The organism is Mycobacterium noviomagense (assembly GCF_010731635.1).
In the GTDB taxonomy this organism is placed as follows: Bacteria; Actinomycetota; Actinomycetes; order Mycobacteriales; family Mycobacteriaceae; genus Mycobacterium; species Mycobacterium noviomagense.
The window spans coordinates 2,072,815-2,091,237 of record NZ_AP022583.1 but is presented as its reverse complement, the minus strand read 5'-3'; the positions used below and the strand labels follow the sequence as shown (position 1 = coordinate 2,091,237).

Genomic DNA, 18,423 nt, shown 5'->3' with positions numbered 1-18,423 from the left:
TTGTGGCACATCCTCGACCGCGCGCTGGGGATCTCCCGCAGTCGGCACGGGCTCACCTTAGCGGACGAACTGTCCGGCTTTTACGCCTGCTCGCCGTCGGGCCGGATCTGGTTGTAATCGACGAGTAGATGCCGTGGGCCGCGGAAGACTTGGCTGATCCGGTAGGGCGGCGGATCCTCGACGAGCCGCGGGTTTTCCACCCGGCGAAGGAAGGCCTCGAACGCAGTATTGACTTCCAGCCGGGCCAGCGGACCGCCGAAACAGACGTGAATACCGCGTCCCCAGCCCACGTGCTCGTTGTCGACGCGTTGGGGGTCGAAAGTGTTGGGGTCGCGGAAGCGTCGCGGATCTCGGTTGGCTGCCGCGTATATCAGATAGATGGGTGAACCCTTGGGGATCGTTGTGCCGGCGATTTCGATGTCGGCCAGCGCCGAACGAGTCGGGAAGAACTGCACCGACGACTGCAGCCGCAGCACTTCCTCGATGGCGGCGGGAATCAAATCCGGTCGGCTGCGCAACAACTCGATCGCCCAGGGGTTGCGCAGCACGGTGAGCACGCAGTGTGAGATCAGGTTGACCGTCGAGTCATGACCTGCGGCAAACAGCAGCATGGTGTTGTTGACGATCTCACTGGGGGACATCCTTCCATCCGGTCCGTCGTCGTGCACAAACTGCGAAATCATGCCCGGACCGGGGGATTTCTCGGCTTTCTCGACCAAGCCGATGATGTATTTCTTGAACGCAAGGTTGCTCGCTTCCCCTTTGGCCCGGCGAGCCTGGCCCTCCTCGGTGGCGATCTCGGGGCCGAGATCGAAGAGGCCGGTTATCGCGTCGGCGATCCAGGTGTGAAACTGCGGCTCGTCTTCGATCGGCACGCCGATGATCCGGCACATCACGTTGACCGGCAGCGGATAGGCGAACTCGTCGACAACATTCATGTGGGTTTTGGCCCCGCCCTTTTCAGAGGCCTTGTCGAGCAGCTGGTTGACGATCAGCTTGCACAGCGGCTCCTGGCTGGGAATCACATCCGGCGAATGCGGCGGCCCGAAAAAGCGCATACACTGCCGCCGCGCACGGTCGTGGTCGGGCGGGTCTGACGCGATAAAGCTCGGCTGGTGATCGTAGGCCTCCATCAACTCCATCACGGACTCCTCGGCCACCTGCCGGTGGCCGGTGACGGGAGGGCGACCTTTGCGACGGTCGGAACTCACCCGCGGGTCGTGGGCGAGCGCGATGAGCTCCTCGTATCCGGTTACGGCGTAGATGCCGTTCGTCACTCGCGCGACCGGCGTCTTGCGCAGCTCGTCGAAAAACGGATAGGGATTGGCGCGGTTTTCATGCCGCATTGCGGCGTCGAAGGCTTCTTCGGGTGTCATTCGAATTCCTCACTCATCGCCGCCGTGGGCGGAACTCGGCGCGGCGTTGGCTGGGGTCGTGCCCCGTCAACACCACGTCCGGGGCCTCCGTCGGCACGCCGCGCGGCGGGAAGTCGGCGGGCATGACGCGCATGTCCTCAGGGAAATCGAAACCCGGCGGATGCGGTGGAAACGGTCCCGACCGCGCGATCTGGTCCCGGTAGTAGTTGATCCACTTGCCGTGGTTGAAGGTAACGGCGCCAACGATGCGGCCGCGGCAACCATAAGCGGCGGCGAACCGTCGCTGCTTCACCGAGCCCTGGGTGAAGGCGATCTCGTCGCCAAAGGATGGCACGCCAACGGATTTCACGTTCACACCGAACTGGCCCGACCAGAACTGGGGAATCAGCAAGTGTGGCCAGCGATCGACCTCTTCGCAGACCATGTTGTGTGCGGCGACCTGAGCACCCAGCACGGCATTGTCCCAGTGTTCCATCGCCAGGAACTGGTAGTCGTAGAGCACATGCGGGGCACGCGCAATGTCGCCGGCGACGAAGATATTGATGGTGATCAGGCCGTTGATATCGAACGCGCGGCAGCCCGCATCGCAACCCACCCCCCAGAACCCGGCCGCTAGCCCGGAGCCGTCGAGCCATTCGACATTGCGGATCGACCCTAACGATGTCACCACCACATCGACGTCGAGCACGCTGCCGTCGGATAGCCGCGCGCGGCGTACGTGCCCGCCCGCATCGCCCTCCAAGCCCAGCACCGCGACACCGGTACGAAGATCCACCCCGGCCTCGCGCTGCATCTGGGCAGCGATCGCGCCGATCACCCCGCCGAGCGCTCCGGACAGCGGGGCCGGGCCGCGCTCGGTGACGGTGACGTCCAGACCAAGTTCGCGGCACACCGAGGCCACCTCCGAGCCGATGAACCCCGAGCCGATGATCAGCACCCGCCGCGGTCGAGCGGCCAAGGCGGCCTGCAGTCGCGCGGCATCGCCGCTCGTGCGCAGGGTGTAGACGCCCTCAAGTGCGGCTTCCTCCGCGTTGGGCCATCGTCGGGCCCGCACACCGGTGGCGATCAGCAGCCGATCGCCCGGCACCTCGCTGCCGTCAGCCAGGCGCACCAGCCGGTTGACTCGATCCAGCCCGGTGGCGGCCACGCCGAGTCGCCACTCGGCATCTACCGCGCGCAGGCGCGGCAGCTTTGTGTGATCGGCTGCCACCCATCCCTTGAGGACCTGTTTGGACAGTGGGGGCCGGTCATAGGGTTCGCCCGGCTCGTCGCCGATGATGGTCAGATGCCCCCGAAAACCCTCTTCCCGTAGCGCTTCGGCTGCCCGAAGCCCGGCGAGCGAGGCACCGACGATGACGATGCGGCCCTTTTCTTTGAAGCCATTGCCGTTCATTGATCGAGCTGTTCGACGATGATCGCCTGCACTGGGCACGATGCCGCGGCACGCAATACCCGCAAATGCTGCGTGTCATCCGGGTTGGGGTCGTAGGTGAGGGCTTCTTCGCCGCTGAGCTTGAGCACCTCCGGTGCCAGCGGCACACACTGCGCATACCCCAAACAGCGATTCAGATCGATGACGATGCGCATCAGCACTCCGATCCTCGTGGCTGAAGACCTAGTACGCTGCGCAGCGTACTGCCGCAGCGGCGCTAATTAAGGCGATTGCAAGACCCTTCGCCACCCTTACGGAGAACGTTTACGTGGCAGCAACGGCGTCACCCGGATGCACCAACCGGACGCGTCTAGAAGTGCAGCGCGGTGAACCGCCAATCCAGCACCTGTTGGTCGGGCTCTGTGGGAGAACTGCTGACCGCGTAGACCAGCGACCGCAAGCCCAGCACACCGCCGTTCGCGACCGGCTCGGCGGATTCGACATGCAGGTCGCTGTAGAGCGTGTCGCCCTCGTGCACCGGACCGGTGTGGTCGCACGACTGCCAGCCCAGCACGGTCACCAGGTTGGGCAGCAGCCGGGTGGCCTGCGCGAGTGCCAAGCCGATGGTGTGGCCACCGTACACCAGCCGGCGTCCGCTCACCCGTGAATCATGATGGGTGGCAGCGATGTTCAGCGTGAGCCTCGCCAACTCGGGTGCGCTGCTCACCACGTCGGCGCTGCTGTGCAACACCGTACCGGCGAGACCGGCGTCGAAATGCGGGCCCGGCACCCGTCGGCGAAACGCGGCGGCGTCCCACTCGGCGGTCGGGTCATGCGCAGGTGCCACCGCGTCGGCGCCAATGGTGGAGAGGTCGTCGCCGGGCTGACCGTCGGGCCGCCAGTCGGGACTGGCGGGCAGCATGGCGCAGCGGTAGAAGTCGAGCACCAACCGGTCGGCCTGGTCGATGGTGGTCATCCGCAGCGCCGCCAGCCCGGTCGGCGCGCGCCCCGGCTTGACCGAGTTGGCCCGCAGCCCCAGCACTTCGGTGCGGGTGTAAAGGGTGTCGCCGATGACCGAGAACCGGTGAAACACCAGCCCGCGGTAGAACAGGTTGGCTTTGACGCGCTGGGTGGCCAGCGTCGTCTGCCCGATCGCGACATCGCAGACCAGTCCCGGATGCGCCAGCGCGGCGGGCGCGCCAGTGACCGCGGCCGACAGGTCGGCGTCCAGCGGCAGCCGCAACCGATCACCCACGATCGCCTGGTGAACCGCGGCCATCCCGACAGTCAGCGTCACCGACGGCGCCCAGTCGAACACCTGGCCCACCACGAGGTCGTCGAAATAGGGCCCGCCTCTCATCGCACCTCCCGTGCGTCAGTATGGCGGTACAGATCCTGGCACACGCGGAAGGTGATCGATGGGTCTCAACGACGAAGAAGCCATGCTGGTCGCCACGGTGCGAGAGTTCATCGACCGCGACGTGAAGCCCACGGTGCGCGAGGTCGAGCACGCCAACGCCTACCCCGAGGCGTGGATCGAGCAGATGAAGCGGATCGGGATCTACGGCTTGGCTATTCCCGACGAGTACGGCGGGTCGCCGGTGTCGATGCCGTGCTACGTGCAGGTCACCCAGGAGCTGGCGCGGGGGTGGATGAGCCTGGCCGGCGCGATGGGTGGGCACACCGTGGTTGCGAAGCTGCTGTCGCTGTTCGGCACCGAGGAGCAGAAGCGCCGCTATCTGCCGCCGATGGCCAGCGGTGAGCTGCGGGCGACCATGGCGCTGACCGAGCCCGGCGGCGGCTCGGATCTGCAGAACATGTCGACCACGGCCCTGCCCGACAGCCCCCATTCCCAGGACCTGGTGGTCAACGGATCCAAGACCTGGATTTCCAATGCCCGGCGTTCCGGGCTGATCGCCTTGCTGTGCAAGACCGACCCGGACGCGACGCCGCGGCACCAAGGGATTTCGGTATTGCTGGTGGAGAATCCTTGCGCCGGGCTCTCGGTGTCGCGGGATCTGCCCAAGCTGGGCTACAAGGGGGTGGAGGCCTGCGAGCTGTCCTTCGACAACTGCCGCGTGCCGGCGTCGGCGATCCTGGGCGCGGTGCCCGGAAAAGGCTTCGCGCAGATGATGAAAGGCCTTGAGACCGGCCGTATTCAAGTGGCCGCTCGTGCGCTGGGAGTGGCCACGGCAGCGTTGGACGACGCGCTGGCGTACGCCCAGCAGCGGGAAAGCTTCGGCAAGCCGATCTGGAAGCACCAGGCCGTCGGCAACTATCTGGCCGACATGGCGACCAAGCTCACCGCCGCTCGCCAGCTCACCCGCTATGCCGCCGAGCGCTACGACAGCGGCGAGCGCTGCGACATGGAGGCCGGGATGGCCAAGCTGTTCGCCTCCGAGGTGGCGATGCAGATCGCCCTCGACGCCGTGCGCATCCACGGCGGCTACGGCTATTCGACCGAATACGACGTCGAACGCTACTTCCGCGATGCACCGCTGATGATCGTCGGTGAAGGCACCAACGAAATCCAGCGCAACGTCATCGCCGGGCAGCTGGTCGCGCGCGGCGGGATTTAGGTCCTCGCCGCCGAGCGGCCACTTATGGCACGGTTTCTCGCCGCCGGCGTGCATTTAGTGGCCGCTCGGCGGAGGCCAGGAATATGCGGCCGCAGACAGAGGTTATCTGTGCCGAAACCAGCACATCGATGTCGCAGAAGGGAGTGATGACGATGCTGACGTTTGATCCGTTCCTGCGTGACTTCGATCGACTCACCAAGCAGCTGTTAGGCACCACGCTGGGCACCGCCACCCGTCCCGTGGTGATGCCGATCGACGCCTGGCGCGAGGGCGACCACTACGTCGTGGAACTTGACCTTCCAGGCATCAAGCCGGACTCCATCGACGTCAGTGTCGAGCACGACACGGTAACGGTGAAAGCCGAACGCCCCGCCGCCACGGAAGAGCGCAACTGGGTTGTCGCCGAACGCCCGTACGGCGTGTTCAGCCGGCAGCTATTCCTGGGCAACAGCCTGGACGCCGACAAGATCAGCGCCAACTACAGCGACGGCGTGTTGCGGCTGAGCATTCCGGTGGCCGAGGCGGCCAAACCCCGCAAGATCGCCATCGAGACCGGCGCCCACAAGGCCATCGACGCCTGAGGCGGCCTGGCTGAACCGGAGTAAGTCCACAGCGAGGGCCGCCCTGGAACCGCCTGCGCCAGGGCGGTCTTCGCTCACCAATCGCAGGTATCCGGCGACGTACTCTTGAAGGAGGTGAAAGGTGATGACCAGCTTGCTCGATCCATTCGTTGACGACCTCGACCGGCTATCCGCACGACTTCCACGAATCCTCGGCACCGCCGCCCACCCCGCGTTGATGCGGATGGATGCCTGGCGCGACGGCGACACCATGATTGCGGAGCTCGACGTGCCTGGCATCAACGCAAACTCGCTTGACGTCACCGTCGAAAGAGGTGTGCTGACGGTGCGCGCCGAACGCGAGGAGCCCGCTGACGGCGACCGCGTCTGGGTAACGTCCGAGCGTCCACACGGCGTGTTCATCCGCCAGTTCTACCTCAACGAGCAGCTGGACAGCGACAGGATCAGCGCCGACTACACCAATGGGGTTCTGCGGCTGACGATTCCGCTGGACACTGCTGCCAAAGCGCGCAAGATCGCCATCGAGGCCGGCCGGCGCGACAATGGTCGCACCGGAGACCGTCAGCATCTGCACTGGGCGCGTCGCTGGCTGCGGCCCATCGTCCGCCACTGAGCAGGCTCAGCGCGCCGAGTGGCCAGTTACGGCAGGGTGTTTCGCCGCGTCGCGTGCGGTAACTGGCCAACCGGCGGCCGGGCCGTGTTAAGTGTTGCTGATGCCGCGCTTCCCTGTGGACATACCGCTGCTGGCGTCAGTGCAGCGGCGGTTGATCTACTTCCCGACGCCCGGGCCGCTGCCGTCTGTCCGCACCCTGCTGCCCGGCGGTGAAGACGTGGTGCTCGACACCGATGACGGACTGCAGCTGAGCGCATGGTTCTTGCCGGCGCCGGCCCGTGGGCCTGCGGTGCTGATCTGCAATGGCAACGGGGGTGACCGCACGCTGCGCGCGCCGCTGGCCGCTGCGCTGTGTCGTGCAGGCTTGTCGGTGCTGCTGTTCGACTACCGTGGCTACGGCGGCAATTCGGGTCGCCCGTCGGAAGACGGATTGGCCGCCGACGCCCGCGCGGCGCGAGCTTTCCTGGTCGCCCGGCCGCAAGTCGATCCCGCGCGAGTCGCCTACTTCGGTGAGTCGCTGGGCGCGGCGGTCGCGGTTCGCCTCGCGCTCGAGTCGCCACCGGCTGCGCTGGTGTTGCGTTCACCGTTCACGTCGCTGATCGACGTCGGCCGGTTGCATTACCCGTGGCTCCCGGTCGCCGCAGTGCTGGCCGACCGCTACCCGTCGATCGACCGAATCTCGCGGGTGGCTGCACCGTTGCTGGTGATCGCCGGTGATCGCGACACGCTGGTGCCGGCGCAGCTCAGCCGGCGGCTCTACGACAAAGCCCGCCAGCCAAAGGAATTCGTCTTGGTGCCGGGCGCCGACCACAACAGCATGGAGCTGCTCGACGGCCCGGTGATGATCGACGCGATCGTGCGGTTCTTGCGTGAGCACGGCGTGCTCGGCGGCTAGGCGATCGCATCGACCAGCCCCCACTGCAGCGCGGTGTCCGGGTCGATGTTCGTGCCCGAGAGCACCAAATACGCGGTGCGCCAACGACCGATGCGTCGTGTCACGCTGACGGTGCCGCCGGCCCCGGGGATCAGTCCCAGACTCAGCTCGGGTAAGCCGAAGACAGCGTCGGGTCGGCACACCACCCGGCCGCAAAACGCCGCCATCTCCAGTCCGCTGCCCAGCACCCGGCCATGCACCTCGGCGCGGCAGGCCGACCCGAGCCGGGCGGCGATCGCGTCGAGCACCAGGGCCGGGCTGTGCCGGGTGCGGGCCAGATGCGCGCTGGCCGGGTCGTCGAATGTACCAAATTCAGCGAGGTCTCCGCCGCTGCAAAACGACGGCCCGTTGCCTGTCAGCACCACCTCCTGCACCGACGTGTCGAGCTGCGCGACCGTCAATGCTTCCAGCAGCGCGGAGCGCGCATCGGTGGAAAACGCGTTGTGGCGCTGCGGCCGGTTGAACGTGATCCGCAGCGTATTGCCGTCGCGCACGCTCAGTACCGGGTCGGGCATCTCGGGCAACTGGGCCGGGCCGCGCTCGGCAAGCCAGCGGGCGAACTCCGGGCCGGCCTGCAGGGTGGAGTAGGCCAGCGACTCGGTCACCACCCCGGCCAGGGCGGGCCCAAGCGGATCGATACTGCGCAGCACGTCGTCGCAGACGGCGCTGGCATGCGGCCATCGGGTGCAGCGTTCGCGCAACGTGGCCAGGGCGTCGGGCACCGAGTCGACCGTGATCACCCGCAGGTCGCTGCTGGGATCTTCGGTCAGGGTGAAAGTTGCTGTGGCAAGCCATGGCTCAGCGTCAGGCGCGGCAAGTTCAGCAGCTGAACCGAATGCCACGATTACCCCGGGCGGCGGTGCGACGTCGGCGTCCGGCGCCGCCGACAGGTCGACCACCCGAAGCATGGTTTACGCCGAATACTTCTCGACCAGTTCGCGTTTGAACAGCTTGCCCGTCTCGGTGCGCGGCAGCTGCGCCTCGAACGAGATCGACCGTGGACATTTGTAATGCGCCAACCGATCTCGCAACCAGGCCAGCAGCTCGTCGGCGAACTGGTCGGTCGCATCGGCGGGGTCGACGGTCTGCACTACCGCCTTGACGCTTTGGCCCATCTCCGCGTCGGGTATGCCGAAGACCGCCGCGTCGAGCACTTTCGGGTGGGTGACGAGCAGGTTCTCGGTTTCCTGGGGATAGATGTTGACTCCGCCGGAGATGATCATGTGGTGACGTCGGTCGGTCAGATAGAGGTAGCCCTCGTCGTCGAGATAGCCGACGTCGCCGACGGTGACCCAGCCGTGCTTGTCTTTCGATGCGGCGGTTTTCTCCGGGTCGTTGAGGTATTCGAAGGAATAGCCGCCTTCGAAGTAGATCTCGCCCGGCTGCCCTGGGGGCAGCTCGTCACCGTTTTCGTCCGAGATGTGCACCGCGCCGAGCATCGGCTTGCCGACCGAACCGGGGTGCGCCAGCCACTCCTCGGCGCTGATCAACGTCGACCCGATCGCCTCCGAGGATGCGTAGTACTCGTCGATGATCGGACCCCACCACTGCATCATCTGCTTTTTGATTTCTACGGGGCAGGGCGCCGCCGCGTGCATCACCCGCTTCAGGCTGGACACGTTGTATGAATTGCGAACAGATTCAGGCAGTTTCAGCATGCGGGTGAACATGGCCGGCACGAACTGCGCGTGGGTGACCCGGTAGCGCTGGATGGCGTCCAGGCAGCTCTCGGGATCGAACTTCTCCAGGACGACCGTCGTGATCCCTCCGGCTTGCACGCTCATCGACCACACCGACGGCGCGGTGTGATATAGCGGGGCGGGGCTCAGATAGACCGCATCGGGGTCCATCCAGAAGCCGACCAAGGCCGACATCATGCCGGGCGCCTCGGCCGGGGAGACGTGCGGCAGTTCGCGTTTGATGCCTTTCGGCCGCCCGGTGGTGCCCGACGAGTACTGCAGCAGATCGCCTTCGACTTCGTCGTCGATCGGCGTATCGGGTTGGTCGGCAACGCATTCGGGGTAGCGCAGCCAACCGTCGAGGTCGTCGTCGGCGATCAACAACAGGGCCGGCAAGCCTCTCGGAAGATGCTCGGCCAGGTTCTCGCAAGTCTTGCGCAGCGCAGCCGAGCCGATGATCGCCTGGGCGCTGCTGTTGTCGACGATGTAGGCCGCCTCCGCGGCAGTGAGGTGGGTGTTGATCGGCACGTAGTACAGACCGCTGCGCCGGGCCGCCCACATGGCCGCATGGATGTGCTCGTTGTTCTCCATGAGGATCGCAACGGTGTCGCCCTCCCGCAGGCCGGCGCGCCGGAAGTAGTGCGCCAGCCGGTTGGCGCGGGCTTCCAGGTCGTCGAAGGTCACGACGGTGCCGGACGGATGCAGGATGACGGCGGGCTTGTCGGCGCCCAGATGTTCGCGGATCTGCATGCGCAGACTGTACCGCTGCGAAAGTTGACAGGTGTCAAGTGGTCGGTGCAGGGAACAACAGGGCGCTGTCTCCGAATTCATGCCAGAGATAACCGTGGTCGACGGCTTCCCGGTAGGCAGCGGCCACCATGTCGGGGCCGGCGACGGCCTCGAGCAGCAACAGGTGCGAGACGCCGGCGTCGTGCCATCCGGTGATCAGGCCGTCGACCACACGAGCCGGATGGTCCGGCCCGAGGACGAGGTTGGTCCACCCCACCCTCGGAATAACCATGCCCCTGCCGTCGGCGGCAGACTCGAGAGCACGGGTCACCGTGGTGCCCACCGCAATCACCCGGCGGCCCATGGCGTGCGCCAGGTTCACCAGGCGCGCGGTGGCTGCCGGGACCTCGAACGGTTCGGGTGCGGGCGGCTCTCCCGCCTCCGCTGACGAGACCCCGGCGTGCAGGGTGATCGGCGCGATAACGACACCGGCGGCCACCAGCGCCGTGACGAGTTCGGTGCTGAATGGCCTTGCTGCGCTCGGCATTTCAGCGCTGCCGGGGCGGCGGGCGAAGACGGTTTGGTAGTAGCTGAGCGGCCATTGCCGCGGCACATAGGCGTAGCGGATCGGTCGGCCATGCCGGCCCAGGTACGACGGGACGCCACCCTCGACCGCCACGCGCGCCGTCCACAGTCGTGCCCCTTCGACGCCCGCTACGGGGTAGGACGAGCGGACGTCTAGTGCAGCGCCGTGGGGCAGGTCGATGCGCTCGCCGGGGCGGATGTCGGGCAGATGCGCGGTCGCGGTGCCAGCCGGTCGCACTTCGACCACCCAGGTGTTGGCGGTACGCGCGGTGGAGAAGTGGACGGTGACGGGCTGTCCACGCCGGCGGCCGTCGACAGCGGCCGGCAGTGTGGCCGAGTTGTTCACCACCAGCAGGTCGCCGGGGCGCAGATAGTCGCCGAGGTCGGTGAAGCGGGCGTGGCTGATGCCGCTCGGCTGGGCGACGAGCAGTTTGACCGCGTCGCGGGCGACGCCGCGTGCTTCGGGCGGGCCGGTGGCATCGGAGCCCGGCGGGCGCTGAAAAGCGGTCAGTGGGCTGGGAAGGTTCATGAGCGCGCCACCTTGAGGTCGGCGGCGCGGTAGCGCCCGGCTGGCGGACGGGTGTCGAGCAGCCGCAGCAGTGCCGGCACCACCGATGCCGGCTCGGCACGATCCGAGATGTCCTCGCCGGGGAACGCGGCTTGGTGCATCTCGGTGCGCATGTCGCCGGGGTCGAAGGCGTAGACCGGAACACCGGGAGTCTCGGCGGCCAGGATCGCGGTGAGCTGGTCGAGCGCAGCCTTGGACGACCCGTATCCACCCCAGCCCGGGTAGGGCTCGACGGCCGCATCGGACGTCAGGTTGACGATCGCGCCGCGGTTGGCGACCAGCGCCGGCAGTGCCGCCTGGATCAGGTCAAGCGGGGCAAAGACGTTCGTGTTGTAGACCGCGCGCAGTTCGGCGGGCGGGTAGTCGGCCAGCGCAGGCTGCGGGCTGGGGCCCAGCCGGCTGGCATTGTTCACCAGCAGGGTGAGCGGTCCGGCGTCGACGGCGGCGGCGAGCAGTCCGGCGCGATGCGCGGCGTCCGTGACGTCACCGGGCAATGGGATGAACTGGGGTGAGTTCAGTTGGTGGGCAAGTACTTCTAGTTCGTTGCCGCGGCGGCCGTCACCGACGACAGTCCAGCCGCGGTCCAGCAAGGCCGCGGTCAGCGCTTGACCGAAGCCGCGTGCGGCGCCGGTGACGATGGCAACGGGTCTGGTGTTCTGAGTTTGCGTCATACCGGCATACTGGTAGTTGAAGTTAACTTTAAGTCAACGTGGAGTGAGGTAGGTCACATGGACAGTCGAGATCTACTGACCGTCGGCGAACTTGCGCAGCGCAGCGGATTCGCGGTGTCGGCAATCCGCTTCTACGAGAATGCCGGGCTGATCACCGCGTCACGGACGTCTGGCGGCCAGCGTCGATTCGAACGAAACATGCTGCGCCGCTTGGCATTTATCCGTGCGGCCCGCAATGTGGGGCTCAGCCTCGACGAGATCGCCGCCGCGCTGGCGAAGCTGCCCGACGGCCGCACGCCGACTCGCGCCGACTGGAACCGGTTGTCGAAGGATTGGCGGGCGCGACTCGACGACCAGATCGCCGGTCTGATGGCACTGCGCGACAACCTGGACTCCTGCATAGGGTGTGGTTGTCTGTCGCTGAAGCGGTGCGCGATCTCCAATCCCGCCGACTCCGCAGCGGGAGCCGGCCCAGGTGCGGTCTACTTACCGAAGTCCTTGCGACGCATGCCTGCCGAGAAGACGTAAAGGCCCCAACACGCCAGGCGTGTTGGGGGCCTTTACGTCTGTTCGCGCTTATTCGGCGAGTCGCTGCTTGAGTGCCTCGAACTCGTCTTTGACGCCGGTGGGCAGTTTTTCACCGACGAACTCGAACCAATCCTCGATCATTGGCAGTTCGCGGCGCCATTCGGAGGCGTCGACGGCAAGCGCCTTCGCCACATCGTCGCCGTCGACGTCGAGGCCATCCAAGTCGAGGTCGTCGACGTTGGGCACGATGCCGATCGGGGTCTCCCGACCGCCGGCCCTGCCTTCGATGCGGTCGACGATCCACTTGAGCACCCGGCTGTTCTCGCCGAAGCCCGGCCACAGGAACTTGCCGTCGTCGCCGCGGCGGAACCAGTTGACGAAGAACACCTTGGGCAGCTTGGACTCGTCATGGTTCTTACCGAGGTCCAGCCAGTGCTGGAAGTAGTCGCCGACGTGGTAGCCACAGAACGGCAGCATCGCCATCGGGTCGCGGCGCACCGTGCCGACCTTGCCCTCGGCGGCGGCCGTCTGCTCGCTGCCCATGGTGGCGCCCATGAACACCCCGTGCTGCCAGTCGCGGGCCTCGGTCACCAGCGGAACCGTGGTCTTGCGGCGGGCGCCGAACAGAATGCCGGAGATCGGCACGCCCTGCGGGTCGTCCCACTCCGGCGCCAGGATCGGGCACTGCGACATTGGGGTGCAGTAGCGCGAGTTCGGGTGAGCGGCTTTGGTTTCCGTCTCGCGGATAACCCAGTCGTTGCCCTTCCAGTCGATCAGGTGGTCCGGCTCGCCTTCCAGACCTTCCCACCACACGTCGCCGTCGTCGGTGAGTGCGACGTTGGTGAACACGGTGTTGCCGGCGGCGATGGTGCGCATCGCGTTGGGGTTGGACTTCCAGTTGGTGCCGGGCGCGACGCCGAAGAAGCCGGCCTCCGGGTTGACCGCGTAGAGCCGGCCGTCCTTGCCGAACCGCATCCAGGCGATGTCGTCGCCGAGCGTTTCGGCGCGCCACCCCGGGATGGTCGGCTGGATCATCGCCAGGTTCGTCTTGCCACAGGCCGACGGGAACGCCGCAGCGAAGTAGTAGGCCTTGTTTTCCGGCGAGATCAGCTTGAGGATCAGCATGTGCTCGGCCAGCCAGCCCTCGTCGCGGGCCATCACCGACGCGATGCGCAGCGAGTAGCACTTCTTGCCCAGTAGCGCGTTGCCGCCGTAACCGGAGCCGTAGCTCCAGATTTCGCGGGTCTCCGGGAAGTGGGTGATGTACTTGGTGTCGTTGCACGGCCACGGCACGTCTTTTTGGCCGGGCTCCAGCGGCGCCCCGACCGAATGCAACGCCTTGACGAAGAAGCCGTCGTCACCCATCTTCTCCAGGGCAGCCTTGCCCATCCGGGTCATCACTTTCATCGAGACGACGACGTACTCGGAGTCGGTGATCTCGACGCCCAGCTTGGGGTCGTCGGCGCCCAGCGGGCCCATGCAGAACGGCACCACCCACATGGTGCGGCCGCGCATACAGCCGCGGTAGAGCTCGGTCATGGTCGCCCGCATCTCCGCGGGGTCCATCCAGTTGTTGGTCGGGCCGGCGTCTTCCTTGCGCTCCGAGCAGATGAAGGTCCGAGACTCCACTCGCGCCACATCGGACGGATCGGACAGCGCCAAGTAGGAGTTGGGGCGCTTCTTCTCGTTCAGCTTCTTGAAGGTGCCCGCCTCAACCAGGTGATCGCACAGCCGCTGCCACTCTTCGTCGGAGCCGTCAGCAAAGACCACCCGGTCCGGCTGGGTCAGCTCGGCGACCTCCTCCACCCAGGCCAAAAGACCCTGATGGTTCGTCGGCGCGGTATCGAGACCGGGAACGGTCGCTGAGGTCATTAGCTTCTCCTGCGTACGTATCAATCTCGGACGTGTTTCGTCCCTGGGATTCGCTGTGGCTCTAAGAACAGGTTATCGCGGGTGATATACCCAGGATGGCTCGGGCGTGTATCAGCTCACTCACAGGAACGATTCAGATGAGCGTCACTCGCGGTTCTCCTCGGGTGCGGCCGAATCGTCTGCGCTGGTTGTGGCGCCAGCCAGCGGCGCCGTTTCGTCGTCGACGTCAGGCTCGTCAATTTCCGGCTCGTCCAGTTCGCCCAGCTCGCGTCGAACCGCTGCCAGCGCGGCGTGCAGCGTCGGCATCTCGCGGTCGCGCACCGCAGTCGCCCGCGCCGTGGCCACGGCGTGCTCGCGCAGTTCGCTGTCAATCGCTTTCACCCGAGCGGCGACCCTTGCATGGTCGAGTTCGTCCTGCTCGCCCAGAGCGGCGCTCAGCACGGTGTCGGCGGCGAGCACCCGGGTCGCAACCAGCTGCTCGACCGCTGCTCGCAGCGACGCGGTCGCCTCACCCACCCAGCGGTCGAGCACCGCGCGGTCATGCAGCAATCCTCGTGTGCCCACCACCCACACGGTGACCGCAAGCCCGATCGCCACACACGCGACGATCCCCGCCGCAGTCAGGCCCGGGGCCAGGTTCGCCAGTAGCCGGCTCAGCGTCAGGGCCACGCCCAAGCCGAAACCGGCGCCCAGCGCCATCATCAGCCGGGTCTCCAGCCGTCGGGATTTCAGCGGCGGCGCTGGCACCTCGGCCACGGGCGGCTGCGGCGCGGCCGGCAGCTCGACAGACAAACCCAGGCTTTGGGCCATGTCGGCCAGGTGCTGGCTGCTGCCGTCGTTCACGTCGGCCACAACCTCGGTGATCCGGTCACGGGCATAGGGTTCGAAGCCCGCCAGCTTGCGCCGGGTCAACCCAGCCACGTCCTCCTGCAACTCGCTGCGCACGGAAGCACACCGGTTGCGGGCGAAGTAGGACAGCTGGACGCGCGCCTGCTGGGTTTGGCTGCGCAGCGCGATGGTGCGCTCGGATTTCGACAGCCGTCGCTGCCGCAGGGCGGTGCTGCGCTCGTCGCGCAATGCGGCCACCCGGGCCTGCCGGCCGGCGCCCTCGGCATCGCGTTCGTATCGGCGGGCAATCATCTGCAGGCGAGATTCCCACGCGCGCAACCGATTTCGCCGCGCGACGTCCGGGTCGGCCAGTTGCTTGCCGACTTCGGCGACCAGGTCGTCGACGCGTGGCTCGCCGGTCTGGGGTGCGGCGGCCACTCCCACCCACGTCACGTTGCGGTAGTGCGGCGCATGGGCGGCCAGCAGGTCACGGTCGATCGCCAGCATGTCACACCACTTGTGGTGCACGTCGATCTTCGACACCGCGCCGATCACCACGTCGGTGTCGGCGGCCGCGGCGTCGAGCAGCGCGCAGTCGGAGCTGGTCAGCTCGGCCGCCGCCGACACCACGAACACCACCGCGGTCGGCACCTCGCCCGGCGCCAAGTCGGCCGATTCGATGAAGGTGTGCTCAGGCAGCCGTTCACGCAGCGCCGATGCCACAGCGCTGACGCCGGCCAGCCACGGGCCCATCACCAGGACGGCATCTCGGCGCTGCACGCTCGGCGCTGCCAACCGGGGCCCGATCGCGGCGACCAAGGCGTCGACTTCGGCGGCCGGATCCTGGCGGTCCGTCTCGATCACGGCGACCCCCCAGCGTGCGACCACAGCCGCAGCGATCCCCTGGCGATGTCCGCGCCGCAACTGCGGTGCACGGCTGACACCGGTCCGCGGCTGTAGCGCTGCCACGTCACGGCCCGCCGCAGGTGGGCAGCCCGGCCGTCACCCGGGTCGACGCTTAGACCAGCGGCTTCGACGACGTCCACCGCGGCGGCCATCCGGGCGATCACCGTGTCGTCGCGGGACAAGAAGCCGCTGATCCGCTGGTCGCACACAGCCAACGTCTCCAGTTCGTCGAGCGCGTCGAGGATGCGCCGGTAGCGCACCTCGGCGCCGGCCGCGTTGATCCGGTCGACGACGACGTCGACGCAGCTGGCGCGCCGCAACCAGGCGCGGACCTGCCCAAAAGATCTCCCCTGCCGCGCCGCCGCGACCGCCAGCGAGATGCCGAACATGTCGAAAGTCTCCACCAGCCGCTGCCGGGTAGTGCGCGGCAGTCGGTGCGCGGCGGCCAGAAACGCATCTGCCGAGGTCAGATCGGCGGGCTGGGCGGCCAGCAGCTGTAGCGGCGGCCACAGCGCGTCATCACACTCGATCGCGGCGGCGGCGAGCAACCCGATCATCGGCTCGACCGCGATTCCGGTGACCTCGGACAGGAGTGCACAGTGCGCCGCCGCCGTCGGTCCCATCAGATCCGCCTTGGTCAGCACCCCCACCGCCGGCTGGCGCGCCGCGGCGATGGCGTCGCGGTCCTCGGGCTTGACCACCTCGGCGACCACGTAGACGTCGACGTCGGCTTCCCATGTGGTGATGTGCACACCCGCGCCGGCCAACGCCCGCGCGACCGTACCGCGGCCAACCCCGCGCCGCCCGTGGACCGCCACGCGCAGCGGCGCCGCTACCCGCCGCGCGACATCGCTCAGCGCAGGATCGTCGACCTCGTCCGCGAATCGTGCCAGCTCATCGACGAAGAACTGGTGCCCCTGCTCGCTCATGCCCACGAATGGTGGCATCTGCGCCGCCGTGACGCGAGCCACGCCATAGCAGCAGAAGGCAACTGTTGGGTATCAATCTGCACCACGGGGCGGCTGCACCATGGGTTCATGGGCCACGATGGACGGATGCATGCGCAGCGCGGGGCAGCAGCGACATCGGCGGAGCTGCCCGACACCGATCTGTCTGCGCCGCGCTATCCCCGGGTCACCAGCTTTCGGTCCCGGCGTTCCGCGCTCTCCAGCGCACAGCAACAGACATGGGAACGGCTCTGGCCGGTGTACGGCCTCGATGCCCCCCGCTCCGGGGGCCATCCGACCGCGACCGTCGACACCAGCCCGGTGGACACCGCCGCCTGGTTCGGCCGCGAGGCGCCGGTAGTGCTCGAGATCGGCTGCGGCGCAGGCACTTCCACGCTGGCGATGGCTCAGGGCGAGCCGCATGTCGACGTCATCGCGGTGGATGTGTACCGGCGCGGGTTGGCGCAGCTGCTCTGTGCCGTCGCGCGTGAAGACGTCGGCAATATCCGGCTGATCCGCGGCGACGCCGTCGACGTGCTCCAACACCTGATCGCGCCCGGTTCGCTGGCCGGGGTCCGCGTCTTCTTTCCCGACCCGTGGCCCAAAGCTCGCCACCATAAGCGCCGGTTGCTGCAACCGGCGACGTTCGCGTTGATCGCCGAGCGGCTGCGACCCGGCGGCGTGCTGCATGTGGCGACCGACCACGCCGGCTACGCCGAGCAGATCGCTCAGGCCGGTGACGGTGAGCCGCGCCTTGTCCGGGTTGATCCCGGTACGCGGTCGCTGGCCATCTCGGTCGAGCGCCCGACGACTAAATATGAAACGAAAGCCCGGCACGCGGGCAGTGCCGTAACGGAGTTGCTCTGGGAAAGACAGCCATGAGCCTGACGCAAGAAACACACACACCCGAACCTTTCCCTCCCCCGGCGGCCTCGACCGACTCCTATGGGAACGGCGTCGGCGGATTCGCTCAGCCGGTTCGCCGTGTGCTGTTGGTGTGGGACGCCCCCAACCTCGACATGGGCCTGGGCTCCATCCTGGGCCGGCGCCCGACGGCGCTGGAGCGTCCGCGGTTCGACGCGCTGGGCCGCTGGCTGCTCGCCCGCACCGCCGAATTGGCCGCGGGTCGCTCCGATGTGTCCGTCGAACCTGAGGCCACCGTGTTCACCAACATCGCCGCAGGAAGCGCCGATGTCGTGCGCCCGTGGGTGGACGCGTTGCGTAACGTGGGCTTCGCCGTCTTCGCCAAACCGAAGGTCGACGACAACAGCGACGTCGACGGCGACATGCTGCGGCACATCGCGCTACGGTGCAATGAGGGTCTTGCCGCGCTGGTGGTGGCCTCCGCTGATGGTCAGGCCTTCCGGCAACCGCTGGAAGACATTGCGCGCGGCGGGGTACCCGTCCAAGTGCTCGGATTTCGCGAACATGCGAGTTGGGCGCTAGCGTCGGATAGCTTGGAGTTCGTCGACCTGGAGGACATTGCAGGCGTTTTCCGGGAGCCGCTGCCGCGGATCGGTTTGGATTCGCTGCCTGAAGAAGGGGCGTGGCTGCAGCCGTTCCGGCCGCTGTCCTCGCTACTGGCCTCGCGTGTGTAAAAAAACTAGATAAAACGCCGCGGGTCACGGGGTTTTTCAGCAGATCCAGTAAGGAGA

General features: G+C 67.1%; 18 protein-coding genes. 7 read left to right on the top strand and 11 right to left on the bottom strand.

Translation table 11 applies throughout. The annotated features are described in order from the left end of the window. Positions 1-80: 80 nt before the first annotated feature. The 4 genes from G6N15_RS09645 to G6N15_RS09630 all read right to left on the bottom strand — a co-directional run bounded on the left by G6N15_RS09645 (position 81) and on the right by G6N15_RS09630 (position 4,108). Complete coding sequence (locus tag G6N15_RS09645) at positions 81-1,376, bottom strand: cytochrome P450 (RefSeq protein ID WP_179961798.1); 1,296 nt, start codon at positions 1,374-1,376, stop codon at positions 81-83. A 13-nt stretch (positions 1,377-1,389) separates the two neighbouring features. Then, a complete protein-coding gene (locus tag G6N15_RS09640) occupies positions 1,390-2,769 on the bottom strand; it encodes an NAD(P)/FAD-dependent oxidoreductase (protein ID WP_083089345.1) in 1,380 nt (459 codons plus the stop codon). After that, positions 2,766-2,963 carry a ferredoxin gene (locus tag G6N15_RS09635; RefSeq protein ID WP_083089359.1) on the bottom strand — a complete coding sequence of 66 codons (198 nt, stop codon included), beginning with the start codon at positions 2,961-2,963 and terminating at the stop codon, positions 2,766-2,768. Before G6N15_RS09635 ends, G6N15_RS09640 begins: the two co-directional genes overlap by 4 nt. Positions 2,964-3,118: 155 nt before the next feature. Then, a complete protein-coding gene (locus G6N15_RS09630; protein ID WP_083089342.1) occupies positions 3,119-4,108 on the bottom strand; it encodes a MaoC family dehydratase in 990 nt (329 codons plus the stop codon). Between the two features lie 58 nt (positions 4,109-4,166). Here G6N15_RS09630 and G6N15_RS09625 point away from each other — a divergent pair, with 58 nt between their 5' ends. The 4 genes from G6N15_RS09625 to G6N15_RS09610 all read left to right on the top strand — a co-directional run bounded on the left by G6N15_RS09625 (position 4,167) and on the right by G6N15_RS09610 (position 7,416). Next, the gene (locus G6N15_RS09625) at positions 4,167-5,327 is read left to right on the top strand and encodes an acyl-CoA dehydrogenase family protein (RefSeq protein ID WP_139797986.1); all 1,161 of its coding nucleotides are present in this window, start codon (positions 4,167-4,169) and stop codon (positions 5,325-5,327) included. A 128-nt stretch (positions 5,328-5,455) separates the two neighbouring features. Further along, a complete protein-coding gene (locus tag G6N15_RS09620; protein ID WP_372506518.1) occupies positions 5,456-5,908 on the top strand; it encodes an Hsp20/alpha crystallin family protein in 453 nt (150 codons plus the stop codon). Between the two features lie 124 nt (positions 5,909-6,032). Beyond that, complete coding sequence (locus tag G6N15_RS09615; protein WP_083089340.1) at positions 6,033-6,521, top strand: Hsp20/alpha crystallin family protein; 489 nt, start codon at positions 6,033-6,035, stop codon at positions 6,519-6,521. Between the two features lie 100 nt (positions 6,522-6,621). Next, a complete protein-coding gene (locus G6N15_RS09610; RefSeq protein WP_083089355.1) occupies positions 6,622-7,416 on the top strand; it encodes an alpha/beta hydrolase in 795 nt (264 codons plus the stop codon). Here G6N15_RS09610 and G6N15_RS09605 read toward each other — a convergent pair. From G6N15_RS09605 to G6N15_RS09590, 4 genes are read right to left on the bottom strand one after another with little or no spacing between them, the layout of a single operon-like run. Next, positions 7,413-8,363, bottom strand: coding sequence for an enoyl-CoA hydratase/isomerase family protein (locus G6N15_RS09605; RefSeq protein ID WP_083089339.1), 951 nt, complete (start codon positions 8,361-8,363; stop codon positions 7,413-7,415). The genes G6N15_RS09610 and G6N15_RS09605 overlap by 4 nt on opposite strands. A gap of 3 nt (positions 8,364-8,366) precedes the next feature. Next, positions 8,367-9,884 carry a fatty-acid--CoA ligase FadD4 gene (fadD4, locus tag G6N15_RS09600; RefSeq protein ID WP_083089338.1) on the bottom strand — a complete coding sequence of 506 codons (1,518 nt, stop codon included), beginning with the start codon at positions 9,882-9,884 and terminating at the stop codon, positions 8,367-8,369. A 34-nt stretch (positions 9,885-9,918) separates the two neighbouring features. Further along, complete coding sequence (locus G6N15_RS09595) at positions 9,919-10,977, bottom strand: S-adenosylmethionine:tRNA ribosyltransferase-isomerase (RefSeq protein ID WP_083089337.1); 1,059 nt, start codon at positions 10,975-10,977, stop codon at positions 9,919-9,921. After that, the gene (locus G6N15_RS09590) at positions 10,974-11,687 is read right to left on the bottom strand and encodes an SDR family NAD(P)-dependent oxidoreductase (RefSeq protein WP_083089336.1); all 714 of its coding nucleotides are present in this window, start codon (positions 11,685-11,687) and stop codon (positions 10,974-10,976) included. The genes G6N15_RS09595 and G6N15_RS09590 overlap by 4 nt, the downstream gene beginning before the upstream one ends. A 57-nt stretch (positions 11,688-11,744) precedes the next feature. Between G6N15_RS09590 and soxR the strand changes: the two genes are divergently transcribed. Then, positions 11,745-12,215: a redox-sensitive transcriptional activator SoxR gene (gene soxR / locus G6N15_RS09585; protein WP_083089335.1), complete on the top strand. Its 471-nt coding sequence runs from the start codon at positions 11,745-11,747 to the stop codon at positions 12,213-12,215. Between the two features lie 48 nt (positions 12,216-12,263). On the opposite strand, the gene G6N15_RS09580 is transcribed toward soxR, so the two are convergent. The 3 genes from G6N15_RS09580 to G6N15_RS09570 form a co-directional block, all read right to left on the bottom strand. Continuing rightward, positions 12,264-14,087 carry a phosphoenolpyruvate carboxykinase (GTP) gene (locus G6N15_RS09580; RefSeq protein WP_083089334.1) on the bottom strand — a complete coding sequence of 608 codons (1,824 nt, stop codon included), beginning with the start codon at positions 14,085-14,087 and terminating at the stop codon, positions 12,264-12,266. A 144-nt stretch (positions 14,088-14,231) separates the two neighbouring features. Beyond that, entirely contained in the window at positions 14,232-15,779 is a 1,548-nt protein-coding gene (locus G6N15_RS09575; protein ID WP_232070386.1) for a hypothetical protein, read from the bottom strand. Next, positions 15,776-16,750: a hypothetical protein gene (locus G6N15_RS09570; protein WP_083089352.1), complete on the bottom strand. Its 975-nt coding sequence runs from the start codon at positions 16,748-16,750 to the stop codon at positions 15,776-15,778. Before G6N15_RS09570 ends, G6N15_RS09575 begins: the two co-directional genes overlap by 4 nt. A 108-nt stretch (positions 16,751-16,858) precedes the next feature. Here G6N15_RS09570 and trmB point away from each other — a divergent pair, with 108 nt between their 5' ends. Both trmB and G6N15_RS09560 read left to right on the top strand, forming a co-directional pair. Further along, positions 16,859-17,650, top strand: coding sequence for a tRNA (guanosine(46)-N7)-methyltransferase TrmB (gene trmB, locus G6N15_RS09565; protein ID WP_083089333.1), 792 nt, complete (start codon positions 16,859-16,861; stop codon positions 17,648-17,650). Further along, on the top strand, positions 17,647-18,366 hold the full coding sequence (locus tag G6N15_RS09560; protein WP_083089332.1) for an NYN domain-containing protein: 720 nt from the start codon (positions 17,647-17,649) through the stop codon (positions 18,364-18,366). Before trmB ends, G6N15_RS09560 begins: the two co-directional genes overlap by 4 nt. The last annotated feature ends 57 nt before the right edge of the window (positions 18,367-18,423 follow it).